The sequence below is a fragment of the Streptomyces sp. NPDC003038 genome (assembly GCF_040611115.1).
Taxonomy (GTDB): Bacteria; Actinomycetota; Actinomycetes; order Streptomycetales; family Streptomycetaceae; genus Streptomyces.
The window spans coordinates 194,162-219,207 of record NZ_JBEXNN010000009.1 but is presented as its reverse complement, the minus strand read 5'-3'; the positions used below and the strand labels follow the sequence as shown (position 1 = coordinate 219,207).

The window sequence follows — 25,046 nt, the reverse complement described above, 5'->3', positions numbered from 1 at the left end:
GGCCCCTCAGTCGAGGATGAAGTTTTCCAGGTAGGCGGGGTTGGCGCGGTCGAGCATCGACTGCGCCCGGGCGCGGATCTGCCGGTCGCTGTGCTCGCCGGCCGGGAGCATCCAGAAGCGGTCGGCGCGGATGCCGTCGACGACGTGTTCCGCCACCTCTTCGACCGGCGTGAAGCGCACCTCGTGGCCGGCCCGCCGCATCGCCGCCTCGTACTGGTCGAGGCTGCGGTACGGGGCCTTGCGCGGCCGCTGCTTCGCATAGCGCTCGGGCCGGTTGCGGTGGGACTCCCACAGCCCCGTGCGCAGCATGTGCGGCCCGGGGAAGAGGACGGAGGCTCCGACGGCCGCGCCCTCCGCCTTGAGGTGGGCGTACAACGACTCGGTCATGGTGACCACGGCCGCCTTGGTGACGGCGTACACGGAGGCCGTGGGGAGCGGGGCGATGCCGCCGTCACCGGAGGAGGTGTTGACGACGTGGCCGGGGGCGCCGGCCGCGACCATGCGGGGGAGGAAGGCCTGGATGCCGTGGAAGACGCCCCACACGTTGACGGAGAAGGCCCACTTCCAGTCGCTCGGCTCGTGCTCCCACATCCGGCCCTCGGCGCCGGAGCCGACGCCCGCGTTGTTGCACAGCACGTGAACGGCGCCGAAGGTCTCGTACGCGGCGTCGGCGAGGGAGACGACGGAGTCGCGGTCGCTGACGTCGACGGTCCTGGCGAGCACCCGGGCACCGTCCGCGGCGAGTTCGTCGGCGGCCTTGCGCAGGGCGCCCCGCTCCACGTCGGCGAGGACGACCGACAGCCCTTCGGCGGCGAAGCGGCGGGCCATCGCCAGCCCGATGCCGCTGGCGGCGCCGGTGACGACGGCCACCTGTCCCGGTTCGAGTCGCATGTCACACACCGCCTTCCGGAGGACCGTCCAGGATCTGCGCCGGGTCGTCGTACCGCTGGTGGATGTACGGGAGCAGGGCCTGGGCGCTCACGCGCTCGACGACCCGGCCCTGCTGGTCGGTGGTCTTCTCGCCGATGGTGATCTCGACGATCCGGCGGACGGGGAGGTCGGCCACGGGATCGAACATCGACTCGCGCAGGACGATGTCACCGGTGATGTGCTCCAGCTTGCGGACCTTCTCGTTCCGCGTGCAGTGCACGAGGACCGGATCCGCGTCGAAGCCCGAACCGTCCACCGCGGGAAGGAATTTGAAGTAGAAGTCGGTCTTCCGGACGGGCTCGGGCAGCGGCAGCGCGCGGTCCACCGCGCCGCGCACCTCCACGAAGGCGATCCCGTGCCGGGCGAGGCAGGCGCGTACGACGAGTCCGTCGCGCTCGACGGTGACCTCGCCCAGCTTCTTCGGCTCGCCGAAGACCTCCCGGCCGCCGATCAGGGCGCGCTCGAGGGTCATCGGCATGACCAGCGGGTACCAGCCCTGGACCCCGTCGTGCCGGGCCGCGACGGCCACCGAGCCGGCGCCCAGCGGGTAGCCGGGCAGGTCGACCTTGCTGATGCCGGCCCGTACGAGGGGCCGCTCGGCGGGCTTGAGCGGTGGTGGCAGGACCGCCGCCACCACGTCCGGGTCGCTCTCCCAGACGGCCACCACTCCGGTGGACCAGATGTCGGGAAGCTTTGAGCTCTTCTCGCGCGACGCCGCGATCTCGGCCTCCGTGCGCGCTCCGTACCGTACGCGTGCCATCCTTCGCACCACCCTTCGGTCGGTTCTGTAACACAGTTACACCGCCGCCGGTGAAGGGTAAATACCCGTGCGCACAAGGAAACTGACGTCTCGACAGATGAACAGGCAGGTGGGCCGACATGGCCAGAAGCGCGCTGACCCGCCGCGAGGTGCTGGACGCCGCCGCGAACCTGGTCAAGCAGCACGGCCCGGACGCCCTCACGATGCGCAAACTCGCCGCCGAGCTGGGCACCGCGGTCACCTCGATCTACTGGCACGTCGGCAACCGCGAATCGCTGCTCGACGCCCTCGTCGAGCGGACCGTCCAGGAGATGGGCGCGATCCTCCCCCGGATCCCTCCCCCGGCCCCTGCGGGCAAGAGCCCCCTCGGCGAGCCCCCCGGGGCCGACGGCACCCCGGCCGACCGGATCCTCTCCGTGGCCCGGATCCTGCGCCGCGAACTGCGCGAGCGCCCGCACCTGATCGCGATGGTCCACGAACGCGGGCTCACCGAGCGGATGTTCCTCCCGGCCCAGCAGGCGCTCGTCCACGAGGTGCACGCCGCGGGGCTGCGCGGTGCCCGGGCCGCCGACGCGGTGCGCGCCGTCCAGTTCCAGATCGTCGGCTTCCTCCTCGTCGAGCGCAACCGCGAGCGCTCCCCCGCGCAGTCCCCCGCCGAGAGTGAACTGTGGGACCCCGCCGCGGCCCCCCACGACCCCGCCCTCGCCCACGCGCTGGCCCGTCCGGCCGACCCGGAACGGCTGTTCCTGCTGTCCGTACGGGCCCTGGTCACCTCCCTGCTGGCCACCCCCGGCGACTGACGGCGGGCGCCGGGGGCCCGGCGGATACGGCCGAGCCGGAAGGACATCGCGGCCATCGCTGTCGGTCGGGGCCGATATCCTCTGTGACCATGCTCGACGACCGTACGACCGCAGACACGATGTGGCCGACCGCGTACCCCCAGGGGTACGCGGTCGTCGACGTGGAGACCACCGGGCTCGCTCGCGACGACCGGATCATCTCTGCCGCCGTCTACCGGCTCGACGCGCAGGGCGATGTGGAGGACCACTGGTACACCCTCGTCAATCCGCTGCGGGATCCGGGACCGGTGTGGATCCACGGCCTGACCAGCGACATGCTCCAGGACGCGCCGCTCTTCAAGGACATCGCCGAGGAGTTCGCGGACCGGCTCGCGGACCGGGTGCTGGTGGCGCACAACGCCATCTTCGACTGGCAGATGATCGCCCGGGAGTACGCGCGTGCCGCCGGGGCCGCGCCGGTCCGTCAGCGGCTGTGCACCATCGCCCTGTCGAAGGAACTGAATCTTCCGCTGCCCAACCACAAGCTGGAATCGCTCGCCGCGCACTTCGGAGTGGTCCAGCAGCGCGCCCACCACGCGCTGGACGACGCCCGGGTGCTGGCCGAAGCCTTCCGTCCGTCACTGCACGCGGCCGCGCGGGACGGCGTACGGCTGCCGCTGCTGGAGTGCCGGCCGCTGACGGAGTGGTCGGACTCGCCCGTCACGCCGCGGGTGGGCCGCCAGGCCTCGTACCAGAGCGGCAACTGGCGGCCTTCGCGCAAGCGGCCGCCGTGCCCGCATCCGAACCCGGGGCGGTTCGAGGACGGCAAGCCGCTCAAGCAGGGCATGCGGATCGCCTTCTCCGGTGACACCTCCGTGGACCGGGAGCTGCTGGAGGACCGCGCGGTCGAGGCGGGCCTGCACATCGCGACGAGTGTGTCGCGGCTCACCAGCCTGCTGGTGACGAACGACCCGGACTCGGCGACCTCGAAGACGGTCAAGGCCAAGTCCTTCGGCACTCCGGTCGTCGACGAGGCGGCCTTCACCCAGCTGTTGCGGGACGTGGCGGCGGCCCAGGACTGAGCCGGCCGGACCGCAGGACCGGACCGTCCGGGCGTTGCGCCGGCCGGGTGCAGGCGCGGCGACTCACCCCGGTGGATCTTGTTCCGGTCCGCCGCCTTGCGGAGCATGCGGCGCATGGCACGTTGCGAGGTCTGCGGAAACGATTACGGCATGTCCTTCGAGGTGCACGCGCAGGGCGCGGTGCACGTCTTCGACTGCTTCTCCTGCGCCATCCACCGCATGGCGCCCATCTGCGAGCACTGCCGGGTCCAGATCATCGGGCAGGGCGTCGAGGTCGAGGGGCAGTGGTTCTGCGGAGCGCACTGCGCCCGCGCGGAGGGGAAGGTGGGCGTCATCGACCACGTCTGACTCCTCCACGTCTGACTCCTCGGCCCGACATCACGGCGCACCCCGGCGAACGCCACCCCCAGCGCACCTGAACGACCCCTCCCCCGACTCCCCCTGTACGGCTCGTCCGTACGCCACGACCCCGGACGGCCACCCGGCCGCCGGGGTCGGCGCGGCTGGGGTACCGTCGTGGGCGTGTACCGCTTTGTGCTGACCCGGCAGTGGGTGTGCCTCACCCTCGTCGCCCTCGTCCTCATCCCCGTGATGGTCAAGCTCGGGTTCTGGCAGTTCCACCGCCATGAGCACCGGGTCGCACAGAACCGGCTGATCGAGGCGAACCTGCGGGCCGAGCCGGTACCCGTGACCGACATCACCTCACCCGGCCATCGGGTCCCGCGTGCGGACTTCTGGCGGGCGGTCAGCGCGACCGGTACCTACGACACCGCGCACGAGGTCGTCGTACGGATGCGTACCTCGAACGACGACAAGGTCGGCTTCCACGTCGTGACCCCGCTCGTGCTCGGTGACGGCCGGGTCGTGCTCGTCAACCGCGGCTGGGTGCCGGGCGGAGGCGATCCCCGCGCCTACCCGGCGGTTCCGGCCGCGCCCGCCGGAGAGGTGACGGTCGCCGGGCGGCTGAAGGCCGACGAGACCAGCGGTGGCAGCGGGATCAAGGACCGCAAGGGTCTTCCGGACCGCCAGGTGATGCTGATCAACAGCACGCAGCAGGCGGCGGACCTGGGCCGGCCCGTCCTCGGCGGCTACATGGAACTCACCAGTCCGGTCCCGCCGGACGGCAGCCCCGAGCCGGTCGGCGAGCCCGACCACGACTCGATCGGCGCGCACATGGCGTACGCCGTCCAGTGGTGGCTGTTCGCGTCCGGAGTCCCCTTGGGCTGGGTGATCCTCGTCCGGCGGGAGAAGCGCGACCGCGAGGAGGAAGCGGCCCGATCCGTCCGGCGGGAGCCCGCGACGGCGTAGCGTGTCGGCATGGATCTTGGATTGAAGGACCGTGTCTATGTCGTCACCGGGGCCACGCGCGGCCTCGGCTTCGCCTCCGCCCGTGAACTGGCCGCCGAGGGCGCGAAGGTCGTCGTGACGGGCCGGGACGAGAAGCGCGCGGCCGACGCCGCCGCCTCACTCGGCCCGAACGCCATCGGTGTGGCGGCCGACAACTCCGGCCCGGAGACGGCCGGGCAGCTCATCGCCACCGCGCGTGAGCGCTTCGGCCGCTTCGACGGCATCCTCATCAGCGTCGGCGGCCCGCCCCCGGGCACGGCTGCGGACAACACCGACGCGCAGTGGACGGCTGCGTTCGAGTCCGTCTTCCTCGGCGCGGTCCGCCTGGCCCGCGCCGCGGCCGCCGAGCTGGGCGAGGGCGGGGTCATCGGCTTCGTCCTCTCGGGCTCGGTCCACGAGCCGATCCCCGGCCTGACCATCTCCAACGGGCTGCGCCCCGGTCTGGCCGGCTTCGCGAAGTCCCTCTCGGTGGATCTCGGACCGCGCGGCATCCGGGTCGTCGGCCTGCTCCCGGCCCGCATCGACACCGACCGCGTCCGGGAGCTCGACTCCCTGTCCGGCGATGCGCGGGCCGCGCGGGCCGGCCACGAGTCGCGCATTCCGCTGGGGCGCTACGGCACCCCGCAGGAGTTCGGCCGCACGGCGGCCTTCCTGCTCTCCCCGGCGGCCTCCTACCTGACGGGCGTCATGCTCCCGGTCGACGGCGGCTCACGGCACGGTTTCTGACCTGCCGTCCCGGGGGTGCGCCGGCCGGGCGGCGGCTACGTCACCCGCTGCGCGCGGTGGCCGGCGACCTGGAGGCGGGCCTCCGTGGGCAGCTGGGCCAGGCCCGCCGAGGTGCGGGCGCGGGTCAGGACCGGCCCCGCCAGGCCGGCCAGGGCATCGGCCGGGACGGCATGCGGCTCCAGCTCCAGCGCGACCCGCAGGGTGGGCGCTCCGCGTCGTCCGCGCAGCGCGACCCGGCAGCGGGCCACTCCGTCCAGGGCGCCGGCCTCCGCGGCCACCGCCTCCTCCAGCGCGCGCCCCCGCAGCAGGGCGAAGGCCCCGTCCCCGGTGTCCACGACCACCGCGGCCAGCCGCGACCGCTTCAGCTGGGACAGCAGCCACCACAGCGCCAGCAGCACGCACAGCCCGAGTCCGGCGAGCACCGCCCACCACCACCAGCCCTCGGCATGCAGGTACCGGCGCCGGGCCGCCGCGGTCAGCAGCGGCGCGTGCCGGCCGCCCAGCGGCCACGATGCCGTCAGCACCGAGGCACCCGCGGCCAGCAGCACGAGCCCGGTCACGGCCAGCAGGATCCGGTTCACGACCCCGAGCATTCCCGTCACCCCTTCACGCCGGCGGCCCGGCCGACCCGTACACGTGGCTGCGGAGGATGCGCGAGGCCCAGTTCCCGGATGCCGACGGCGAGCACCGCGTCCAGGTCGGCCCGTACGTCGTCCAGCTCGCGGAAGTGCGAGGTGGCCCGCGCGGTGATGCGGGCCCGGCCCACCTTGACCCGGACCGACCGCACCCCGGGCACCTCCATGGCCCGGTCCCGCAGCACCAGCGCGGCGGCCTTGCGCCCGAGCCCGGCCCGTACGTCGGCGCCCGCCGCCCCGTCCGCGCCGGGATCCGGCGGCCGCATCGGCAGGATCCCGCGCAGTCCGGGGGTCAAAGCCAGCACCAGGAGTACCGCGCCGATGACGGCGAGGACCCCGCCCGCCAGCAGTACCTCCAGGTCCGCCGGGGTGCGCCGCTCCAGCTGGTGGACGAGTTCCCGGCGCCAGCGCATGCCGGGCCGGTGGGCCCGTACGGCGGCCAGGTCGTACAGGAACAGGCCCGCGACCGCCAGCACCGCGAGGGCGGTGAGGGCGGCCGGGACCCTGCGGGCGGAGCGGAACCGGTGGACCGCGGGCCGCGCCGGGGCGGCCTCCGGCGCGGGGGCGGGGGCCGTCACCGCAGCCGCCGGTCGTGCCCGGCGGCGGGCCGGGCGTGCGCGGAGTGCAGGTGCTCGATGTCGATGTCCACCTCGGGTACGGCCATGGCGGCGCACTCCTCGATGCGGAGGGCGACCTGGCGCCGCACGGCCGCGCACTGGGCGGCGAGGTCGGAGGGGTAGTCGAGCTCCAGGCTCACCCGTACCCGAGCGATGTCATGGTGCACCGTGACCGTGGCATGGGGGGCCGCGTCCGGCTTGGCGTCGAGCGCCTCGCGGGCCGCCTGCGCCGCGATCTTGGCCACGACCCGGTCGGCGATACGAGTGGACCCCCGGTCGGCGGGAGCCACCCTGGACGGGGCGGGCCGGTCCGGGCCGGGCTGTGGCGTGCTGGGCCGCGGCGTATTCACCGGCGCCTCACCTGCGCCGCTCGTCGCGGCCCGGGGGGCGGAACAGGTCGCCCGGTTCCAGGTCCCCGTCGAGGAACCGGCCGACGACGAAGCCGATGGCTCCGAGCGCGGCCACCAGCAGGAAGGCCCCGAAGCCGCCGAAATACCCGGCGAACCCGAGTGCCATGCCGGCCAGCAGGCCGACGACCGCCATGCTCATGCGGACTCCTTTCGGCGCAATGGCACACGCTGCTACTGGAGCCGGGATTCCGGCTCCTCTTCCTCCTCGTCGGGCAGCTTGACGTCGCCGACCGCGATGTTGACCTCGACGACCTCCAGGCCGGTCATCCGCTCGACCGATGCGATGACGTTCTCACGGACGGCCCGGGCCACGTCACGGATCGACACGCCGTAGTCGACGACGATTTCCAGGTCGAGGGCGGTTTGGACCTCGCCGACCTCGGCCTTGACCCCGCGGCTGACGGCCGCCTTGGCCCCGCCGGGGACTCGTTCACGGACGGCGCCGAAGGTACGGGAGAGGCCGCTGCCGCTGCCCATGGCGTGCACGCCGACCACCTCACGGGCGGCCATCCCGGCGATCTTCTCGACCACCCCGTCGGCGATGGTCGTACGGCCTCGCTCGGCGGGCTCCCTGGCGGAGCCTGCCGGCTTTGCGGGGCCCCCTGATGCGGATTCGGTCATCGCTGGTCCTTAGGAATCGGAAGCTTGAATCGGAAGCGTCCTTCGCGCTGTGCGGACTCCTCACCACCGTAAGCGGACATGCCCTCCGGCGCGCCCGAGACTGGGCCGGTCGGGCGGACCGGGTTCGGATCCCGCCCGCGTCCGGACCTGCCCGCCTGTTTCTGCCCCGCATCGGCCCGGGCATGCCGCCGCCCCGCCTCAGAGCGAGACGGGGCGGGGAATCCGGGCCGGAAGGCCGGACGGTGTCAGTCGGAGAGGCCCGCCAGGTCGCGCAGCCGCCGGCCCTGGGCCGCGCGCTCGGCGGCGCGCTGGTCGTCGTACGGGCGGGACCGCGCGTCGCGCAGGAGCACCTTGGTCTCGATCACGGCGTCCCGCGGCGGGGCGAGCAGGGCGGTGGTGAGGTCCTGGACGGCGGCGTCGAGCTCGTCCACCGGGACCACCAGGTTGGCGAGGCCGACCCGCTCGGCCTCCTCGGCATGCACGAAACGGCCCGTCGCGCAGATCTCGAGCGCGCGGGCGTAGCCGACCAGGGAGGTCAGGGGCTGGGTGCCGGCCAGGTCGGGGACCAGACCGAGGCTGGTCTCGCGCATGGCGAACTGCACGTCGTTCGCGACCACGCGCAGGTCGCACGCGAGCGCGAGCTGGAAGCCTGCACCGATCGCGTGCCCCTGCACGGCGGCAATGGAGATGACGTCGTTACGCCGCCACCAGGTGAATGCCTCCTGGTATTCGGCGATGGTGGCGTCGAGCAGATCGTCCGCACCGCGCGCCAGATCGAGGAAGGACGGCTCGCCCTCGAAACCCTCGGGGGTGAACGCCTGCCGGTCGAGTCCGGCGGAGAAGGACTTGCCCTCACCGCGCAGCACGACGACCCGGACGGTGCCCGGCAACAACCTTCCGGCCTCCGCCAAAGCCCGCCAGAGCGCAGGGGATTGAGCGTTTCGCTTGGCCGGATTGGTCAGTGTCACCGTGGCGACCGTGTCGTCGACGGTGAGCCGTACGCCGTCCTTGTCGAGCAGAGCCATCTGTATGCCTCCGGTGTGCAGTCGGCCGCAAGCCCGGCCTAAGTGACTGCACAGTAACCACCCAGCCGACCGCTGAGCCGACCGGGGGTCACCGGAGGAACCGTTGGAACAGGTGAAGATGTGGATCCGTGGGACCAGGGTCAGGCCGTAGCCGCCTTCTTGCCGCGTGTCGCGCCACCGCGACCACGGAGCGAGACCCCGGACTCGCTGAGCATTCGGTGGACGAATCCATAGGACCGGCCGGTCTCCTCGGCCAGCGCCCGGATACTCGCACCGGAGTCGTACTTCTTCTTCAGGTCTGCCGCGAGCTTGTCGCGCGCGGCGCCGGTTACCCGGCTGCCCTTCTTCAGAGTCTCGGCCACCCGTGCCTCCTCATGGGAAGTGCGCTCTGGACTTCTCATGATCACCCCTCCCACGCTTCCTGGCCACCCATTCAGCAAGGTCGGTACGACGGCATTTCCCGGACAGTGGACACCGGAGCAGAACGGAATCTCCCCTTCCGGTGCATGATCTCCGTCACACTCCACCCTCCGTACCGGAAATCGCCAGGTCAGGGGCAGGGTGCGGGATGCGGAACGGCCCCGGTCACGCACCCTTGCGGGCGCGGCCGGGGACGTCATACGACGTGCAACGGTACGAGAGGTCCTCACTCAGATGATGGATCACCCGTGGGCCGAATGATCCATAAGGAACTGGATCACCGCTGCGGAAGGCTCAGGCGAGGGCCACCAGGTCCCGGTAGTCCGGGCCCCACAGGTCCTCGACGCCGTCCGGGAGCAGGATGATCCGCTCCGGCTCCAGCGCCTCAACCGCGCCCTCGTCGTGCGTGACGAGGATGACGGCGCCCTTGTAGGTGCGCAGCGCGCCGAGGATCTCCTCACGGCTGGCCGGGTCGAGGTTGTTCGTGGGCTCGTCGAGGAGCAGCACGTTCGCCGAGGAGACGACCAGCGTGGCCAGGGCCAGCCGGGTCTTCTCGCCACCCGACAGCACCCCCGCGGGCTTGTCCACGTCGTCCCCGGAGAACAGGAACGAGCCGAGGGTCTTGCGGACGGAGACCAGGTCCAGGTCCGGTGCGGAGGACCGCATGTTCTCCAGGACCGTGCGCTCCGGGTCCAGGGTCTCGTGCTCCTGGGCGTAGTAGCCGAGCTTGAGGCCGTGGCCGGGGGTGACCTGGCCGGTGTCGGGCTTCTCGGTGCCCGACAGCAGACGGAGCAGGGTGGTCTTGCCGGCGCCGTTGAGACCGAGGATCACGACGCGGGAGCCCTTGTCGATGGCCAGGTCGACGTCGGTGAAGATCTCCAGCGAGCCGTACGACTTCGACAGGCCCTCGGCCGTCAGCGGGGTCTTGCCGCAGGGCGCCGGGTCCGGGAAGCGGAGCTTGGCGACCTTGTCGGAGACGCGGACCGCGTCCAGGCCGGACAGCAGCCGCTCGGCGCGCTTGGCCATGTTCTGGGCGGCGACGGTCTTGGTCGCCTTGGCCCGCATCTTGTCGGCCTGCGAGTTCAGGGCCGCGGCCTTCTTCTCCGCGTTCTGGCGCTCGCGCTTGCGGCGCTTCTCGTCGGCCTCGCGCTGCTGCTGGTAGAGCTTCCAGCCCATGTTGTAGACGTCGATCTGGGCGCGGTTGGCATCCAGGTAGAAGACCTTGTTGACGACGGTCTCGACCAGGTCGACATCGTGGGAGATCACGATGAAGCCGCCGCGGTAGTTCTTCAGGTAGTCCCGCAGCCAGACGATCGAGTCGGCGTCCAGGTGGTTGGTGGGCTCGTCGAGGAGCAGGGTGTCGGCGTCCGAGAACAGGATCCGGGCGAGCTCGACACGGCGGCGCTGGCCGCCGGAGAGGGTGTGCAGCGGCTGGCCGAGCACCCGGTCGGGCAGGCCGAGGGCGGCCGAGATGGTCGCCGCCTCGGACTCGGCGGCGTACCCGCCCTTGGTCAGGAACTCGGTCTCCTGGCGCTCGTACTGGCGCAGCGCCTTCTCGCGGGTGGCGCCGGAGCCGGTGGAGATGCGCTCCTCGTTCATGCGCATCTTCTTCAGCAGGACGTCGAGGCCGCGGGCGGACAGGATCCGGTCGCTCGCCAGGACGTCGAGGTCGCCGGTGCGCGGGTCCTGCGGGAGGTAGCCGACCTCGCCCGAGCGCGCGATGGCGCCGGCGGCGGGCTGTCCCTCGCCCGCGAGGCACTTGGTGAGGGTCGTCTTGCCCGCTCCGTTGCGGCCGACCAGGCCGATGCGGTCGCCCTTGGCGACGCGGAAGGAGGCGGACTCGATGAGGATGCGGGCGCCGGCGCGCAGCTCGATGCCGGTGGCGGTGATCACGGAAATACTCCAGGGCGGTGGGGACGGCGGAAGGGGGGCAGGACGCGAAGCTTCGACGCCGCTAATCCGCGAGGAGATTTGCCATGAGAGACATTCTACCGGGGGTGCGCAACTACTTATGGGGCGGTCGGGTGGCCCGGGCCCCCTCCCAGGCGTCGCTCGTTCGGGTCAACGATCACGCCGGTGGCCGAGAGCGCGTATCAGGATGAAGAGGTTGATACCCGCCCCAGGGGCGGCCACGTGGAACCGAGGGCGGTGCGGGATGCAGTTCGACGACAACGCCGATCTGGACACTTCCGAGGTCAAGGACGTGCGCGGCAGCCGCGTCCCGGGCGGGAAGGCCACGATCGGCGGCGGTATCGCCGGTCTCATCGCACTGGTCCTCGGGCTGCTGCTCGGCGTGGGCCCGGAGCAGCTGGGGCTGTCCTCCGGGGACCAGGAGCCGGAGCCTGCCGCGTCCTCCGTCAACCAGGTCGAGGAGTCCTGCCGAAAGGGCCGGGACGCGAACGCGCGGGAGGACTGCCGACTGGTCGCGGTGGTCAACAGCACGCAGGACTTCTGGAGGCAGGAATTCACCAGGCGCCAGGGCCGGTACGGCCCGGCGCGGACGGTGTTCTTCACCGCGCGGGTGGGCACCGCCTGCGGGGCGGCCACCTCGGCGGTCGGCCCCTTCTACTGCCCCGGCGACCGGCAGGTCTACCTGGACCTCGACTTCTTCGAGGAGCTGCGGACGAGGTTCGGGGCGAGCGGCGGCCCCTTCGCCCAGGCCTACGTCGTCGCCCACGAGTACGGGCACCACGTCCAGAACCTGATCGGAACGCTCCAGCGGGCCCAGGACGGACGGCAGGGCGCGAACAGCAACGGGGTCAAGGTCGAGCTCCAGGCCGACTGCTACGCCGGGGTGTGGGCGCACCACGCCACGACGACCCCGGACGAGTCCACGGGCCGGCCGCTGATCACCAGCCTGACCGACCAGGACATCCAGGACGGGCTGGACGCGGCGGCCGCGGTCGGCGACGACCGGATCCAGGAGAAGCTCCAGGGCCGGGTGACCCCGGAGTCCTGGACGCACGGGTCGGCGGAGCAGCGCCGGCAGTGGTTCCACCAGGGCTACCGCACCGGCGACATGGCCCGGTGCGACACCTTCCGCTGACTGTCGGTGGCGCCTGCCATGCTGTGCCGTGGGTCACACACACGAGAGGGAGTGATCGTCATGGCAGGCGTTCCGTCCATCTGTCCCACCCTGGTCTACCGCGATGCGAAGGCGGCCATCAAGCTGCTGACCGAGGCGTTCGGCTTCAGCCAGGTCGCGGTGTACGAAGGCGAGGACGGCGCGGTGGTGCACGCCGAGCTGGCGTACGGCAACGGCGTCGTGATGCTGGGCAGCAAGGGCACCGGCGGGGTCTTCGCCAAGGCCATGAAGGACGCCGGGCCGTCGGGCGCGTATGTCGTCGTGGAGGATGTCGACGCGCATCACCGGCGGGCCGTCGAGCACGGCGCGGACATCTTGATGGAGCCCACCGACCAGGACTACGGCTCGCGGGACTACATGGCCCGGGACGGCGAGGGCAACATCTGGAGCTTCGGGACGTACGCGCCGCAGGTCTGACCGCGCGGCGCGTCCGCACCCGCCCCGTACGCACATGCCGTGCCATACGCACATGCCGTACGGGGCGCTACGCGCCGCCGGTGTGGACCTGGAAGGCGGCCCGGCGGACCGCCTTGGCCAGGGCGGGGTCGGGATGGGCGGCGGCCAGGGCGACCAGGACCTGCACGGTGCGCGGATGGCCGACGGCGCGGACCTCGTCCAGGAGCCGGGGGACGGTGGTCCGGACGGCCGAGTCCAAGTGGCGGGCCAGCAGGTCGGCTTCGCCGTGGTCGGCGATGGCGGCCGCGGTGTCCACCCAGAGCCAGGTCGACTCCTCGGCCGTGAGGACGTCCTGGGCCTCGTCGGGGTCGACTCCGTCGTGCTCGGCCAGCCAGAGCAGGGCGTAGGGGCGCAGGGCGGGGTCCCGTACGGCGGCGCGCACATCGGGCTCGGCGGGGGCGCCGACCACGCGCAGTGCCTCGAAGGCCAGGCCGCGCAGCAGGGCGTCCTCGCCCCGGGCGGCGTGCAGCAGCTCGCTGACGGCGTGGCCGACGGGCCGGGCGGCGAGCCAGGCCTGGTATTCGGCGCGGGCCGGGCCGGGGGTGAGCCGGGCGCAGCCGTGCAGCATGGCGGCGGCCGACTGCTCGATGTTCCCGGCGGGGCTCTGGGCCGCGACGCAGATCTGCTCCAGCTTGACCCAGACGGCCCAGCTGCCGAGCGGGGTGAGGGTGGCCTGCGCGGGGCCGAGGGTGACGGCGTCCACGGCGGCGAGCCCGCCGAGCGCCCAGCGCAGCAGCCGGGCGAGCGGGACGGGGGGCGCGGGGAGGGTCGCCGGCGCGGTGACGGCCGCGAGCCGGTCGCCCCGGGCGTCGGGCGTGCCCTGGGCGTCCGGCGCATCCTGGCCGCACCGGCCTTGCTGCCCGCCCTGGACGTCTGCGGCTTCCCGGGCCTCCGCGGCTTCCTGCGGCGAGGCGGCGTAGGGGATCTCGCACCGCTCGTCGCGCAGTTCGGTGACGCGCTGTCCGAGCAGGTCGAGCAGGTCGGGGACGGTCACGGGGCCGGCCGACAGCTGGAGCAGCGAGAGGAGTTGGGGCATCGCCTCGACGACCTCCGCTACGACCGCGGGGGCGATGTCCGCCGGGGCGGGGTGGACCAGCGACCAGGCGTCGAAGAGGGCGACCCAGCCGCGCAGGACGGCGGTGTCGTCACGGTCCCAGGCGCGCAGTCGCCAGCCGGGCCGGGCGTGGCCGCCGTGCACCTCGACGAGGCCGGCGAGCCGGGCACGGTCCCAGCCGACCCGGATCTGGCCGTGTGTCAGGTTCAGGTCCGCGGCGGCGCGTTCGACGTCGGAGGCAGGCAGGGCGCCCGCGGGGGCGGGGCGGCCCCCGTCTCCGGCGCCGAGGTTGCGCTCGGCCCAGCGGGTCAGGCGTACGGCGTCGGCGAGCGAGGCCCGGGCCCGGTTCGCGAGGTCGGCCGTGGCGGGCGTGCCCGCCGGGGGCCGCGGGGCCGTCCGGGTGCGCCGGTCGGTCACCGCCTTGCGGGCCGTGGCGACGGAACGCGGGGAGACGAGTCGGAGTCTGGAGTCGCGAGCCAACTGCTCATCAGGCTTTCGGGACGTCACGGAAGCAGTCTCGCCCGTCACTGGCCGAAAGCCCAAACGGAACCGACCGTTACCACTGCCGCCCCTGGTGCAGACCAGGACAAGCCGCCCTCCCCGGCCCGCCCGGCACATTGCCTTCACATATGACAGGCCCTCACATGAGGGGAACGAGGAAGCGGCGCAGGGTTTCCTCGTACGCGTCCGGGTCCGCGTTCCACATCGCCCCGTGCCCCGCCTCGCGCACGGTGTGCAGGGTGACGAGGTCGGGGCGGGCGGCGGCGAGGCGGCGGGACGGCTCCCAGGGGGCGAGCGTGTCGTCCGGGCCGTGGAAGATCAGGACGGGGACGCGCAGCGCGGCGGGGTCCGCGCCCGGCGACCGGCGGTCGGCGCGCAGGCCGGCGCGGCCCTCGGCGGCGCGTACCGCGAGCGGCAGCACGGCGGCCGGGGTGCGGCGGGCCGCGGCGAGCCCGCGCAGGGTGGCGTGCCAGTCGAGCACGGGCGAGTCCAGCACCAGCCCGGCGATGCGGCCGGCGAGGGCCGAGCGCTCGGCGGCGTGCAGGGCCATGGTGGCGCCGGTGGACCAGCCGTGGAGGATCACGCGCCGGGCGCCGTAGCGCAGGGCGTAGCGGATGGCGGCGTCCAGGTCCCGCCACTCGGATTCGCCGAGGTGGCCGAGGCCGTCCGGCGGGGCGGGGGCGCCGAGGTCGCCGCGGTAGGCCAGGTCGAGGACGGGCAGCCGGTGGCGGTGCAGGAAGGGCATGACCACCATCGGGTGCTCGCGGCTGGCGCCGAGCCCGTGCACGGTGATGACCCAGGTGTCCCGGGCCGCGGGCACGAACCAGGCCGGCAGCGGGCCGAGCTCGGCGGGGATGTCCACGTCGGCGTGGTCGAGCCCGAGGGCGGTGCGCGGGTTGCCGAGGTGGACCTGCGGGGTGAGACGGACCCGGGTGCCGGGGCCGAGGCTGCCGTGGGTGACGGCGAGGAGCCGCCGTACGACGGTGTCCGCGTCGTGCGGGGCGTCGGGGAGTACGGGCCCGACGACGGCGTGCACTCCCGGCGCGTCCAGGCCGTACGTACCGGGGCGCAGGGAGCCCAGCGAGCGGGTCAGCGCGACCCGGCCGGCGGCGGTGGAGTGCACGGTGAGCCGTGGTCCGCCGGGCAGGGGGCGGCCGGGCCGGGGCCGCAGGGCGGCGTCGGCGGCGTACCGGCCGACCGCGACGGCGGCCGCGCCGGCGCCCAGGAGGGTCGTGGTGACGGCCGCTGCCGTCGCTGTGGCGGTACGCACCGCTCCAGTGTCGAGGCGCGGGCTCGGGCGGGCCACCGGAGGAAACCATTCCGCAAGCTGCCGAGCGCAGGGCCCGCCGACCGGCCGCCGTGGGGTGACGCGTGGTCCCGGCGGGGTGATCTGGGTCTCTTCCGGAGCGCCGGGCGGACGGGCCGGCGTACGGGAAGTCCCGGGCGGAGGCGTTCATTCACCCGGCTTTGACGTGCATTAATCGAGATATCTACGGCAGAATCGGGACGAAGGTCCCGATCCTGCGCCGCACCAGTACACCACTCCGACCGTGTCAGTTCATCTTCCGTTCATCCAGGTTGCTTACGGTCGCCGAGCCACTGACGTCAAACAGAAGCCTGGGTAAATGGAGCACGTAACGCTTCTCCTCGGGATCGTGATCATCACCGCTCTCGTGTTCGACTTCACGAACGGTTTCCACGACACGGCCAACGCGATGGCCACCACCATCTCGACCGGCGCCCTCAAGCCCAAGACGGCGGTGGCCATGTCCGCCGTGCTCAACCTCGTCGGCGCGTTCATGTCCGTGGAGGTCGCCAAGACGATCTCCAAGGGCCTGGTCAACGAGGAAGGCATCCAGCCAGAGGTGATCTTCGCCGCCCTGGTCGGCGCGATCCTCTGGAATCTCGTCACCTGGCTGGTCGGACTGCCCTCCAGCTCCTCCCACGCCCTGATGGGCGGCTTGATCGGTGCCGCGGTCGCCTCCGCCGGTATCGGCGCGGTCAACGGCGACACGCTCGTCACCAAGGTGCTGATCCCGGCGATCGCCGCCCCGCTGGTGGCCGGCATCGCCGCGTACCTGGCCGCCAAGGTCACCTACAAGATGGGTGACAGGGTCGGCGAGAAGACCTCCGCCAAGGGCTACCGCGCCGGTCAGATCGCCTCGGCCGGTCTCGTCTCCCTCGCGCACGGCACCAACGACGCGCAGAAGACGATGGGCATCATCACCCTGGCCCTCATCGCCGGCGGTGCGATCGCGCCCGACTCGAACCCGCCGGTCTGGGTCATCGTCTCGGCCGGTGTGGCCATCGCGATGGGCACCTACCTGGGCGGCTGGCGCATCATCCGCACCATGGGCAAGGGCCTGACCGACCTGCAGCCGCAGCAGGGCTTCGCCGCCCAGACCTCGGCCGCGTCCGTCATCCTCGCCTCCTCCAACCTGGGCTTCTCACTCTCCACCACCCACTCGTGCTCCGGTGCGGTCATGGGTGCGGGCCTGGGCCGCAAGGGCGGTGTGGTCCGCTGGTCCACCGCGACCCGCATGTTCGTGGCCTGGGGTCTGACCCTGCCGGCCGCCGCGCTGGTCTCCGCCGGTGCCGAGCTGGTCATGCGCACGGGTGACATCGGCATCGCCGCCGTCACCGTCTTCCTGGTCGCCTCCTGCCTCGCCATCTGGCTCATCTCGCGCCGCCAGGTCGTCGATCACCACAACGTCAACGACGTGGGGCCGGTCGACGCCCACGAGCCGGGTGTCGTCACCACGGCGATCGCGGCCGTCACCGTCCCGCCGACCGTCGCCGCGGCCGGTACGACCGCCGCCGTGACGGATGAGGACCTCAAGGCCACCATCCCGGCCGCGACGACGACCCCGGCGGCTCCGGCCGCCGCGGTCTGACCGAGACACACAGAGGAAACGGCAGTATGAAGATCGACTGGGAAGCCCTCGGCTCCGTCTTCGGGGTCAGCCTCTCCGCCACCGTCGCCCTCGTGGCCCTTTTCACCCTGGGCCTGGTGGGCCTGTCCAAGCACGAGGCCGCCACCGAGCGGGGCGGCACCGCCACCCTGGCCCGCAGCGGCGCGTACGTCTGCTTCGCGCTCGTCGCGGCGGCCGTGACGTACGGGATCTACCTGATCGTCGCCTGAGGCACCGCGTGGTGAAGGCTCCCTCCGGGTTTGTCCCGGGGGGAGCTTTCGCATCCCCCGCCCCTCACCTCCCTCTGCCGCACCGCAGGTCAACGGCGAGTTGACGGGCGTTCGCGGTGCGTGGTGGACTGCCCGAGCCAATACGGCGGCATGGAGAGGAAGTCCGGTGCGAATCCGGCGCGGTCCCGCCACTGTCACCGGGGAGCAGCCCACGCAGCGCGTGCGCCCCGGGAGCCAGGAACTCTCGCCGCCGGACACGTCGAACCGGGGCGCGGACCCTGAGTGAGGACATACCTGCCACCATGCGTGCCGATCGCGTTTTCGCGTACGGCGCCACGGCGGGCCTGATCGGCGACCGGATCCTCGGGGATCCGCGCCGAGGGCACCCCGGGGCCGCCTTCGGACGCGCCGCCGCCGCCGTCCACCGCGCCCTGTGGCGCGACGACCGCGCCCGGGGCCTCCTGCACACCCTGATCTGCGCCGGGGGCGCGGCCACCGTCGGCGCGCTCGGCGCCCGCGCCGTGCGCTCCCGGCCCGCGGCCGCCCGTATCGCCCTCACCGCGGCCGCCACCTGGGCCGTCGTCGGCGGTACCTCGCTGGGCCGCGAGGCCCGCGCCATCGGCGGGGCACTCGCCGCCGGAGACGCCGAGGTCGCCCGGGAGCGGCTGCCCCACCTGTGCGGGCGCGACCCGCAGGCCCTCGACGAGCAGCAGATGGCCCGCGCCGTCGTCGAGTCGGTCGCCGAGAACACCTCCGACGCGGTGGTGGGGGCCCTGGTGTGGGGAGCCGTCGCCGGCGTCCCCGGCCTGCTCGCCTTCCGTGCCGTGAACACCCTGGACGCGATGGTCGGCCACAAGTCCCCGCGCTACCTGCGCTACGGCTGGGCCTCCGCCCGGCTCGACGATCTGGCGGGCTGGCCGGGCGCCCGGCTGACGGCGTTCGCGGCCGTACTGGCCGGCCCCGACCGGAGGGGAGCCGTACGGGCCTGGCGCGCGGACGCCGCCGGACACCCGAGCCCGAACGCCGGGCCGGTGGAAGCCTCCTTCGCCGGGGCGCTCGGCGTACGGCTCGGCGGGACGCTGGCCTACGGCGGGCGGGTGGAGCACCGGGCCGTGCTGAACGGCGAGTCGGGGCGGCCGGTGGAGGTCGCGGACATCGAGCGGGCGGTACGGCTGTCGCGGCAGGTGACCTGGCTGGCGCTGGGGGCCTGTGTGGCGGCCCGGCTGCTGGTTTCCGGTACGAGGAAGGGGCGGCGCGCATGAGCGGCGCGAAGCGGGGCGGCGGACTGCTCGTCGCGGGAACGACGTCGGACGCGGGCAAGAGCGTGGTCACGGCGGGCATCTGCCGCTGGCTGGCCCGGCAGGGCGTGAAGGTGGCGCCCTTCAAGGCGCAGAACATGTCGCTGAACTCGTTCGTGACGCGGGAGGGCGCCGAGATCGGGCGCGCCCAGGCGATGCAGGCGCAGGCGGCCCGGGTGGAGCCGACCGCGCTGATGAACCCGGTGCTGCTCAAGCCCGGCAGCGACCGCAGCAGTCAGGTGGTGCTGCTGGGCAAGCCGGTGGGCGAGATGACGGCGCGCGGCTACCACGGGGGCAGGCAGGAGCAGTTGCTCGGCATCGTCACGGACTGCCTGGAGCAGCTGCGGGGCACGTATGACGCCGTGATCTGCGAGGGGGCGGGGAGTCCGGCCGAGATCAACCTGCGCCGGACCGACATCGTGAACATGGGGATCGCGCGGGCCGCGCGGTTCCCGGTGGTCGTGGTCGGGGACATCGACCGGGGCGGGGTCTTCGCGTCCTTCTTCGGGACGACGGCGCTGCTGTCCCCGCAGGACCAGTCGCTGATCGCGGGGTACCTGGTCAACAAGTTCCGGGGCGATGTGTCGCTGCTGGAGCCGGGCATGGAGATGCTGCGCGGCCTGACCGGCCGGGCGACGTACGGAGTGCTGCCCTTCCAGCACGGGCTCGGCATCGACGAGGAGGACGGGCTCCGCGTCTCCTTGCGGGGCGCGGTGCGGGAGTCCGTGGTCACCCCGCCCATCGGCGCGGACGTGCTGCGCGTGGCGGTCTGCGCGGTGCCGCTGATGTCGAACTTCACGGACGTCGACGCGCTCGCGGCGGAGCCCGGGGTCGTGGTGCGGTTCGTGGACCGGGCCGAGGAACTGGCCGACGCAGACCTGGTCGTCGTACCCGGTACGCGGGGGACGGTGAAGGCCCTGGAGTGGCTGCGGGAGCGGGGGCTCGCGGACGCGCTGACGCGGCGGGCCGCCGAGGGGCGGCCCGTGCTGGGCATCTGCGGCGGGTTCCAGGTGCTGGGCGAGCACATCGAGGACGAGGTCGAGTCGCGGGCGGGATCGGTGGCCGGCCTCGGCCTGCTGCCCGTGCGCGTCCGTTTCGCGCCGGAGAAGACCCTGGCCCGGCCGGTGGGTTCGGCGCTGGGCGAGCCGGTCGAGGGGTACGAGATCCACCACGGGGTGGCCGAAGTGCTGGGCGGAGACCCCTTCCTGGACGGCTGCCGGGTCGGCGAGGTGTGGGGCACCCACTGGCACGGCTCGCTGGAGTCCGACGGCTTTCGCCGGGCGTTCCTGCGCGAGGTCGCGGCGGCGGCCGGGCGGCGCTTCGTACCGGCGCCGGACACGTCCTTCGGGGCGCTGCGGGAGGAGCAGCTGGACCTGCTCGGCGATCTGATCGAGGAGCACGCCGATACCGGCGGGCTGCTGCGGCTCATCGAGAAGGGCGCCCCTACGGGGCTGCCGTTCCTTCCGCCGGGTGCGCCGTGACCACCCCTGTCTCCGCGCGGACCACCCCTGTCTCCGCGCGGGCGGGGAGACAGGCAGCAGCCCCATCAAACGGTCGGGCAGGAAAACATCATCCCCGCGTGGGCGAGGAGCACAGGAGTGAGCAACACATGAACACGCCCTACCCGGGACCACCCCCGCGTCAGCGGGGAGCACAGGGCGACCCTTGCACGGCAGGAGCCCGTCGGCGGGTGCGTCGGCACAAACCACTCGAAGGAGTGATCGGTTCATGAACGGCGCACTCTTCCCCTTCTCGGCCGTGGTCGGTCAGGACGACCTGCGGCTGGCTCTGCTTCTCAACGCCGTGAGCCCGGCGGTCGGCGGTGTGCTCGTGCGCGGCGAGAAGGGCACCGCCAAGTCCACCGCCGTGCGGGCGCTGACCGCGCTGCTGCCGCAGGTGGACGTCGTGCCCGGCTGCCGGTTCTCGTGCGCGCCCGGTGCACCGGACCCGGCCTGCCCCGACGGGCCGCACGAGCCCGGCCCCGGCGGCTCTCGGCCCGCCCGCATGGTGGAGCTGCCCGTCGGAGCCTCCGAGGACCGCCTCGTCGGCGCCCTCGACATCGAACGGGCCCTCGCCGAGGGCGTGAAGGCCTTCGAGCCGGGCCTGCTGGCCGACGCGCACCGCGGCATCCTGTACGTCGACGAGGTCAACCTGCTGCACGACCACCTGATCGACGTCCTGCTGGACGCCGCCGCCATGGGCGCCTCGTACGTGGAGCGCGAGGGCGTCTCCGTACGCCACGCCGCCCGCTTCTTGCTCGTCGGCACGATGAACCCGGAGGAGGGCGAGCTGCGTCCGCAGCTGCTCGACCGGTTCGGACTGACCGTCGAGGTCGCGGCCTCCCGTGAGCCCGCCCAGCGCGTCGAGGTGGTGCGGCGCCGGCTCGCGTACGAGGACGACCCCGCGGGCTTCGCGGCCCGCTGGGCCGGGGACGAACAGGACGTACGCGCCCGGGTGGTGGCGGCGCGGGCGCTGCTGCCGCAGGTCGCGCTCGGCGACACCGCGCTGCTCCGGATCGCCGCGACCTGCGCCGGCTTCGAGGTCGACGGCATGCGGGCCGACATCGTGATGGCGCGGACGGCGACCGCGCTGGCGGCCTGGGCCGGGCGGACGCGGGTGCTGAAGGAGGACGTACGGCAGGCCGCGCTGCTGGCGCTCCCCCACCGGCGGCGGCGCAATCCGTTCGACGCGCCCGGGCTCGACGAGGACAAGCTCGACGAGATCCTGGACCGGTTCCCCGACGAGGAGCCGGACGGCGGGCCGGAGAACGAGCCCCGTCCGGAGCCCGGGAACGAGCCCGGGAACGAACCTGGTCCGGAGCCGGACGGTCCGGACGACGGCGGGCCCGAGGGCGGCCCGGACGGCGGCGGGGGCGGCGGTGTCCCGCCGCAGGGTGGCGGGCCCGAGGCGCCGCAGGCACCGTCCGAGACTACCGAGGCCGGCGAGAACCCGGATGCGCCGGAGGCCCCCGACGCTCCTGCGCCGCAGCCCGCCCAGGGCGACGGCGGATCCGGCGCGCCCGAGCAGGCCGCCGTACGGGCCGCCGAGCCGTTCCGGACCAAGATGCTGAGCGTGCCGGGGCTCGGCGAGGGCGCGGCGGGGCGGCGTTCGCGGGCCCGCACCGCACACGGCCGCACCACCGGCGCCCAGCGCCCCCGCGGCCACCTGACCAAGCTGCACCTCGCCGCGACCATCCAGGCCGCCGCCCCACACCAGAACGTCCGCGGGCGCACCGGCCGGGGACTCATCGTGCGCAAGGACGATCTGCGGCAGGCGACGCGGGAGGGGCGCGAGGGCAACCTCGTCCTCTTCCTCGTCGACGCCTCCGGCTCCATGGCCGCCCGGCAGCGCATGAGCGCGGTCAAGGGCGCCGTGATGTCGCTGCTGCTGGACGCCTACCAGCGCCGCGACAAGGTCGGACTGATCACCTTCCGGGGGTCCTCGGCCGAACTGGCGCTGCCCCCCACCTCCTCGGTGGACGCGGCCGCGGCCCGGCTGGAGCGGCTTCCGACCGGCGGCCGCACCCCGCTGGCCGCCGGGCTGCTGAAGGCCCGCGAGGTGCTGCGGATCGAGCGGTTGCGGGACCCCTCGCGGCGCCCGCTGCTCGTGGTGGTCACCGACGGGCGGGCCACCTCGGCCGGGGGCCTCGGCGGCCGGACGCAGAGCACGCCGCGCGAGCTCGCGGGCCGTGGGGCCCGGCTGTTGCAGGCCGAGGGTGTCGCGTCCGTGGTCGTGGACTGTGAATCCGGGCCGGTCCGGCTGGGGCTGGCCGGGGTGCTGGCCACGGACCTGGGCGGGCCCGCCGTCACGCTGGACGGGCTGCGGGCCGACTCGCTGGCCGGGCTCGTGAAGAACGTACGGACACCGGTGACGGCTTCCGCAGCTCCCTCTTCTCCCGCCTCTTCCGCCTCTTCCGCCTCTTCCCCGTCTCGTGCGTCACACAGCAATGTCAGCAGCAACAGGAAGGCCGCGTAATGCCGCAGGGACAGCCGTCCGTCGTTCCGGACGACGGACTCACGACGCGCCAGCGCCGCAACCGCCCGCTCGTCTTCGTCCACACCGGCCCCGGCAAGGGCAAGTCGACGGCCGCCTTCGGGCTGGCGCTGCGTGCCTGGAACCAGGGCTGGCCGATCGGGGTGTTCCAGTTCGTCAAGTCGGCGAAGTGGAAGGTCGGCGAGGAGAACGCGCTCAAGGTGCTCGGCGCCTCCGGTGAGGGCGGCTCGGTCGTCTGGCACAAGATGGGCGAGGGCTGGTCCTGGGTCCAGCGCGACGCCCAGCTCGACAACGAGCAGGCGGCCAAGGAGGGCTGGGAGCAGGTCAAGCGCGACCTGGCCGCCGAGACGCACAAGCTGTACGTGCTCGACGAGTTCGCGTACCCGATGCACTGGGGCTGGATCGACGTCGACGAGGTCATCGAGGTGCTGCGGAACCGTCCCGGCACGCAGCACGTGGTGATCACGGGGCGCAACGCGCCGGAGAAGCTGGTGGAGTTCGCGGACCTGGTCACCGAGATGACCAAGGTCAAGCACCCGATGGACGCCGGCCAGAAGGGCCAGAAGGGCATCGAGTGGTGACCTCGCTCCACGTTCCGCGACTGGTCATCGCCGCGCCGTCCTCCGGCAGCGGCAAGACCACCGTCGCGACGGGCCTGATGGCGGCCTTCTCGGAGCGCGGCCTCGCCGTGTCCCCGCACAAGGCCGGGCCCGACTACATCGACCCCGGCTACCACGCGCTGGCCACCGGCCGGCCGGGACGCAACCTCGACGCCTTCATGTGCGGGCCGGATCTGGTCGCCCCGCTGTTCGCGCACGGGGCGGCCGGGTGCGACCTGGCCTTGGTCGAGGGCGTGATGGGGCTGTACGACGGGGCCGCGGGCCGGGGCGAACTCGCGTCGACCGCGCATGTCGCGAAGCTGCTGCGGGCGCCGGTGGTGCTGGTCGTCGACGCCTCCTCGCAGTCCCGGTCGGTGGCGGCGCTGGTGCACGGCTTCGCGTCGTTCGACCCGCACGTGCGGCTGGGCGGCGTGATCCTCAACAAGGTCGGCTCCGACCGGCACGAGGTGATGCTGCGGGAGGCGCTGGAGGAGGCGGGCATGCCGGTGCTCGGCGTCCTGCGGCGGGCTCCGCAGGTGGCGGCGCCGTCACGGCACCTGGGACTGGTCCCGGTCGCCGAGCGGCGGGCGGATGCGGTGTCCTCGGTGGCCGCCCTGGCCGACCAGGTCCGCCAGGGCTGCGACCTGGACGCGCTGCTCGCTCTGGCGCGCACCGCACCGCCGCTGGCCTGCGAGGCCTGGTCGGCGCAGGCTGCTCTGGCGGGAAGTCCGGGCTCCGCTCCCAACCCCCGACTCGAAGCCCCGGACGGGCTTGGAGTGGGGCGGAGCGCAGTTCCGGCGCCGGCGGCGGGGGAGGCACCGGGCCGGGGGCAGAGCGCCGGCCGGCGGCCGGTGGTCGCCGTCGCGGGCGGGCCGGCGTTCACGTTCTCGTACGCCGAGCACGCGGAGCTGCTCACCGCCGCCGGCGCGGACGTCGTCACCTTCGACCCGCTCCGGGACGAGGGCCTGCCCGCCGGCGCCGCCGGTCTGGTCATCGGCGGCGGCTTCCCCGAGGTGTACGCGCCCGAGCTGTCCGCCAACGAGCCGCTCCGCGCGGCCGTCGCCGCCTTCGCCGCGTCCGGCGGCCCGGTGGCCGCCGAGTGCGCCGGGCTGCTGTACCTCGCGCGGTCGCTGGACGGGAAGCCCATGTGCGGGGTGCTCGACGCCGACGCCCGTATGACGGAGCGGCTGACGCTGGGCTACCGCGAGGCGGTGGCCGTGTCCGACAGCCCGCTCGCGCAGGCCGGAACCCGGCTGCGGGGGCACGAGTTCCACCGGACGGCGATCGAGCCGGGCGCCGGGGCCGCGGCCGCGTGGGGGTTCACGCATCCGGAGCGCCGCGTCGAGGGCTTCGTACAGCGGGGTGTGCACGCCAGTTACCTGCACACGCACTGGGCGGCGCAGCCCTCCGTCGCCCGTCGCTTCGTGGAAGCCGCGGCGGGGGCCCGGTGAGCCCCGTCACCAGCCCTGTCGCCCGCCGTGTCGCCCGCCCTGTCACCGGCTGTGTCGCCCGCCCCTTCACCGGATCCGGCGCCGGACCTGGCGCCGGACCTGGCGCCGACGCCGT

26 protein-coding genes and 1 riboswitch are annotated in these 25,046 nt (G+C 73.3%); of the genes, 14 read left to right on the top strand and 12 right to left on the bottom strand.

The window, feature by feature from the left end; genetic code table 11:
• Positions 1–6 precede the first annotated feature (6 nt).
• On the bottom strand, positions 7–891 hold the full coding sequence (locus tag ABZX75_RS14885) for an SDR family NAD(P)-dependent oxidoreductase (RefSeq protein WP_355410555.1): 885 nt from the start codon (positions 889–891) through the stop codon (positions 7–9).
• Position 892: 1 nt separating this feature from the next.
• The gene (locus tag ABZX75_RS14880) at positions 893–1,690 is read right to left on the bottom strand and encodes an acetoacetate decarboxylase family protein (RefSeq protein WP_355410554.1); all 798 of its coding nucleotides are present in this window, start codon (positions 1,688–1,690) and stop codon (positions 893–895) included.
• 119 nt (positions 1,691–1,809) lie between these two features.
• Here ABZX75_RS14880 and ABZX75_RS14875 point away from each other — a divergent pair, with 119 nt between their 5' ends.
• The 5 genes from ABZX75_RS14875 to ABZX75_RS14855 all read left to right on the top strand — a co-directional run bounded on the left by ABZX75_RS14875 (position 1,810) and on the right by ABZX75_RS14855 (position 5,624).
• Complete coding sequence (locus ABZX75_RS14875; RefSeq protein WP_355410553.1) at positions 1,810–2,490, top strand: TetR family transcriptional regulator; 681 nt, start codon at positions 1,810–1,812, stop codon at positions 2,488–2,490.
• Between the two features lie 83 nt (positions 2,491–2,573).
• On the top strand, positions 2,574–3,551 hold the full coding sequence (locus tag ABZX75_RS14870; protein WP_355410552.1) for a DEDDh family exonuclease: 978 nt from the start codon (positions 2,574–2,576) through the stop codon (positions 3,549–3,551).
• 114 nt (positions 3,552–3,665) lie between these two features.
• Positions 3,666–3,899: a hypothetical protein gene (locus ABZX75_RS14865; protein WP_355410551.1), complete on the top strand. Its 234-nt coding sequence runs from the start codon at positions 3,666–3,668 to the stop codon at positions 3,897–3,899.
• Positions 3,900–4,073: 174 nt separating this feature from the next.
• Entirely contained in the window at positions 4,074–4,859 is a 786-nt protein-coding gene (locus ABZX75_RS14860; protein ID WP_355410550.1) for an SURF1 family protein, read from the top strand.
• 9 nt (positions 4,860–4,868) lie between these two features.
• Complete coding sequence (locus ABZX75_RS14855; RefSeq protein ID WP_355410549.1) at positions 4,869–5,624, top strand: SDR family oxidoreductase; 756 nt, start codon at positions 4,869–4,871, stop codon at positions 5,622–5,624.
• A gap of 35 nt (positions 5,625–5,659) precedes the next feature.
• Here the strand turns inward: ABZX75_RS14855 and amaP are convergent, their stop codons facing one another.
• The 8 genes from amaP to ABZX75_RS14815 form a co-directional block, all read right to left on the bottom strand.
• The gene (gene amaP / locus ABZX75_RS14850; protein WP_355410548.1) at positions 5,660–6,226 is read right to left on the bottom strand and encodes an alkaline shock response membrane anchor protein AmaP; all 567 of its coding nucleotides are present in this window, start codon (positions 6,224–6,226) and stop codon (positions 5,660–5,662) included.
• On the bottom strand, positions 6,223–6,837 hold the full coding sequence (locus tag ABZX75_RS14845; RefSeq protein ID WP_355410547.1) for a DUF6286 domain-containing protein: 615 nt from the start codon (positions 6,835–6,837) through the stop codon (positions 6,223–6,225). The genes amaP and ABZX75_RS14845 overlap by 4 nt, the downstream gene beginning before the upstream one ends.
• Positions 6,834–7,226 carry a hypothetical protein gene (locus ABZX75_RS14840; protein WP_355410546.1) on the bottom strand — a complete coding sequence of 131 codons (393 nt, stop codon included), beginning with the start codon at positions 7,224–7,226 and terminating at the stop codon, positions 6,834–6,836. Before ABZX75_RS14840 ends, ABZX75_RS14845 begins: the two co-directional genes overlap by 4 nt.
• A gap of 7 nt (positions 7,227–7,233) precedes the next feature.
• Positions 7,234–7,425 (bottom strand): hypothetical protein, encoded by a 192-nt coding sequence (locus ABZX75_RS14835; RefSeq protein WP_355410545.1) that lies wholly within the window; start codon positions 7,423–7,425, stop codon positions 7,234–7,236.
• 32 nt (positions 7,426–7,457) lie between these two features.
• Positions 7,458–7,907, bottom strand: coding sequence for an Asp23/Gls24 family envelope stress response protein (locus tag ABZX75_RS14830; protein WP_355410544.1), 450 nt, complete (start codon positions 7,905–7,907; stop codon positions 7,458–7,460).
• A 245-nt stretch (positions 7,908–8,152) separates the two neighbouring features.
• Complete coding sequence (locus tag ABZX75_RS14825; protein WP_355410543.1) at positions 8,153–8,932, bottom strand: enoyl-CoA hydratase/isomerase family protein; 780 nt, start codon at positions 8,930–8,932, stop codon at positions 8,153–8,155.
• Positions 8,933–9,072: 140 nt separating this feature from the next.
• On the bottom strand, positions 9,073–9,294 hold the full coding sequence (locus tag ABZX75_RS14820) for a helix-turn-helix domain-containing protein (RefSeq protein WP_030010789.1): 222 nt from the start codon (positions 9,292–9,294) through the stop codon (positions 9,073–9,075).
• A 352-nt stretch (positions 9,295–9,646) separates the two neighbouring features.
• Entirely contained in the window at positions 9,647–11,245 is a 1,599-nt protein-coding gene (locus ABZX75_RS14815; protein WP_355410542.1) for an ABC-F family ATP-binding cassette domain-containing protein, read from the bottom strand.
• A 262-nt stretch (positions 11,246–11,507) separates the two neighbouring features.
• Here ABZX75_RS14815 and ABZX75_RS14810 point away from each other — a divergent pair, with 262 nt between their 5' ends.
• Positions 11,508–12,398, top strand: a complete 891-nt coding sequence (locus tag ABZX75_RS14810; protein WP_355410541.1) for a neutral zinc metallopeptidase — start codon at positions 11,508–11,510, stop codon at positions 12,396–12,398.
• A 60-nt stretch (positions 12,399–12,458) separates the two neighbouring features.
• On the top strand, positions 12,459–12,854 hold the full coding sequence (locus ABZX75_RS14805; RefSeq protein WP_355410540.1) for a VOC family protein: 396 nt from the start codon (positions 12,459–12,461) through the stop codon (positions 12,852–12,854).
• A gap of 67 nt (positions 12,855–12,921) precedes the next feature.
• Here the strand turns inward: ABZX75_RS14805 and ABZX75_RS14800 are convergent, their stop codons facing one another.
• Positions 12,922–14,364 (bottom strand): hypothetical protein, encoded by a 1,443-nt coding sequence (locus ABZX75_RS14800; RefSeq protein ID WP_355410606.1) that lies wholly within the window; start codon positions 14,362–14,364, stop codon positions 12,922–12,924.
• A gap of 223 nt (positions 14,365–14,587) precedes the next feature.
• Entirely contained in the window at positions 14,588–15,718 is a 1,131-nt protein-coding gene (locus ABZX75_RS14795) for an alpha/beta fold hydrolase (RefSeq protein ID WP_355410539.1), read from the bottom strand.
• A 355-nt stretch (positions 15,719–16,073) separates the two neighbouring features.
• Between ABZX75_RS14795 and ABZX75_RS14790 the strand changes: the two genes are divergently transcribed.
• From ABZX75_RS14790 to ABZX75_RS14760, 7 genes are all read left to right on the top strand, one after another.
• Positions 16,074–17,342, top strand: a complete 1,269-nt coding sequence (locus ABZX75_RS14790; protein WP_355410538.1) for an inorganic phosphate transporter — start codon at positions 16,074–16,076, stop codon at positions 17,340–17,342.
• 26 nt (positions 17,343–17,368) lie between these two features.
• Positions 17,369–17,590 carry a hypothetical protein gene (locus tag ABZX75_RS14785; RefSeq protein ID WP_355410537.1) on the top strand — a complete coding sequence of 74 codons (222 nt, stop codon included), beginning with the start codon at positions 17,369–17,371 and terminating at the stop codon, positions 17,588–17,590.
• A 154-nt stretch (positions 17,591–17,744) separates the two neighbouring features.
• Positions 17,745–17,834, top strand: a riboswitch (cobalamin riboswitch).
• Positions 17,835–17,892: 58 nt separating this feature from the next.
• Entirely contained in the window at positions 17,893–18,852 is a 960-nt protein-coding gene (locus ABZX75_RS14780) for a cobalamin biosynthesis protein (protein ID WP_355410536.1), read from the top strand.
• Positions 18,849–20,369: a cobyric acid synthase gene (locus tag ABZX75_RS14775; protein WP_355410535.1), complete on the top strand. Its 1,521-nt coding sequence runs from the start codon at positions 18,849–18,851 to the stop codon at positions 20,367–20,369. Before ABZX75_RS14780 ends, ABZX75_RS14775 begins: the two co-directional genes overlap by 4 nt.
• A gap of 247 nt (positions 20,370–20,616) precedes the next feature.
• A complete protein-coding gene (locus ABZX75_RS14770) occupies positions 20,617–22,863 on the top strand; it encodes a putative cobaltochelatase (protein ID WP_355410534.1) in 2,247 nt (748 codons plus the stop codon).
• Complete coding sequence (cobO, locus tag ABZX75_RS14765) at positions 22,863–23,462, top strand: cob(I)yrinic acid a,c-diamide adenosyltransferase (protein WP_161296251.1); 600 nt, start codon at positions 22,863–22,865, stop codon at positions 23,460–23,462. The genes ABZX75_RS14770 and cobO overlap by 1 nt, the downstream gene beginning before the upstream one ends.
• Positions 23,456–24,931, top strand: coding sequence for a cobyrinate a,c-diamide synthase (locus ABZX75_RS14760; RefSeq protein ID WP_355410533.1), 1,476 nt, complete (start codon positions 23,456–23,458; stop codon positions 24,929–24,931). The genes cobO and ABZX75_RS14760 overlap by 7 nt, the downstream gene beginning before the upstream one ends.
• Positions 24,932–25,046: the final 115 nt, after the last annotated feature.

Bases quoted from the DNA above. Each gene is read 5' to 3' on its own strand.
- ABZX75_RS14885 (WP_355410555.1), bottom strand. From the start codon at position 891: ATGCGACTCGAACCGGGACAGGTGGCCGTCGTCACCGGCGCCGCCAGC.
- ABZX75_RS14880 (WP_355410554.1), bottom strand. From the start codon at position 1,690: ATGGCACGCGTACGGTACGGAGCGCGCACGGAGGCCGAGATCGCGGCG.
- ABZX75_RS14875 (WP_355410553.1), top strand. From the start codon at position 1,810: ATGGCCAGAAGCGCGCTGACCCGCCGCGAGGTGCTGGACGCCGCCGCG.
- ABZX75_RS14865 (WP_355410551.1), top strand. From the start codon at position 3,666: ATGGCACGTTGCGAGGTCTGCGGAAACGATTACGGCATGTCCTTCGAG.
- ABZX75_RS14855 (WP_355410549.1), top strand. From the start codon at position 4,869: ATGGATCTTGGATTGAAGGACCGTGTCTATGTCGTCACCGGGGCCACG.
- ABZX75_RS14835 (WP_355410545.1), bottom strand. From the start codon at position 7,425: ATGAGCATGGCGGTCGTCGGCCTGCTGGCCGGCATGGCACTCGGGTTC.
- ABZX75_RS14830 (WP_355410544.1), bottom strand. From the start codon at position 7,907: ATGACCGAATCCGCATCAGGGGGCCCCGCAAAGCCGGCAGGCTCCGCC.
- ABZX75_RS14825 (WP_355410543.1), bottom strand. From the start codon at position 8,932: ATGGCTCTGCTCGACAAGGACGGCGTACGGCTCACCGTCGACGACACG.
- ABZX75_RS14810 (WP_355410541.1), top strand. From the start codon at position 11,508: ATGCAGTTCGACGACAACGCCGATCTGGACACTTCCGAGGTCAAGGAC.
- ABZX75_RS14805 (WP_355410540.1), top strand. From the start codon at position 12,459: ATGGCAGGCGTTCCGTCCATCTGTCCCACCCTGGTCTACCGCGATGCG.
- ABZX75_RS14790 (WP_355410538.1), top strand. From the start codon at position 16,074: ATGGAGCACGTAACGCTTCTCCTCGGGATCGTGATCATCACCGCTCTC.
- ABZX75_RS14785 (WP_355410537.1), top strand. From the start codon at position 17,369: ATGAAGATCGACTGGGAAGCCCTCGGCTCCGTCTTCGGGGTCAGCCTC.
- ABZX75_RS14780 (WP_355410536.1), top strand. From the start codon at position 17,893: ATGCGTGCCGATCGCGTTTTCGCGTACGGCGCCACGGCGGGCCTGATC.
- ABZX75_RS14775 (WP_355410535.1), top strand. From the start codon at position 18,849: ATGAGCGGCGCGAAGCGGGGCGGCGGACTGCTCGTCGCGGGAACGACG.
- ABZX75_RS14770 (WP_355410534.1), top strand. From the start codon at position 20,617: ATGAACGGCGCACTCTTCCCCTTCTCGGCCGTGGTCGGTCAGGACGAC.
- cobO (WP_161296251.1), top strand. From the start codon at position 22,863: ATGCCGCAGGGACAGCCGTCCGTCGTTCCGGACGACGGACTCACGACG.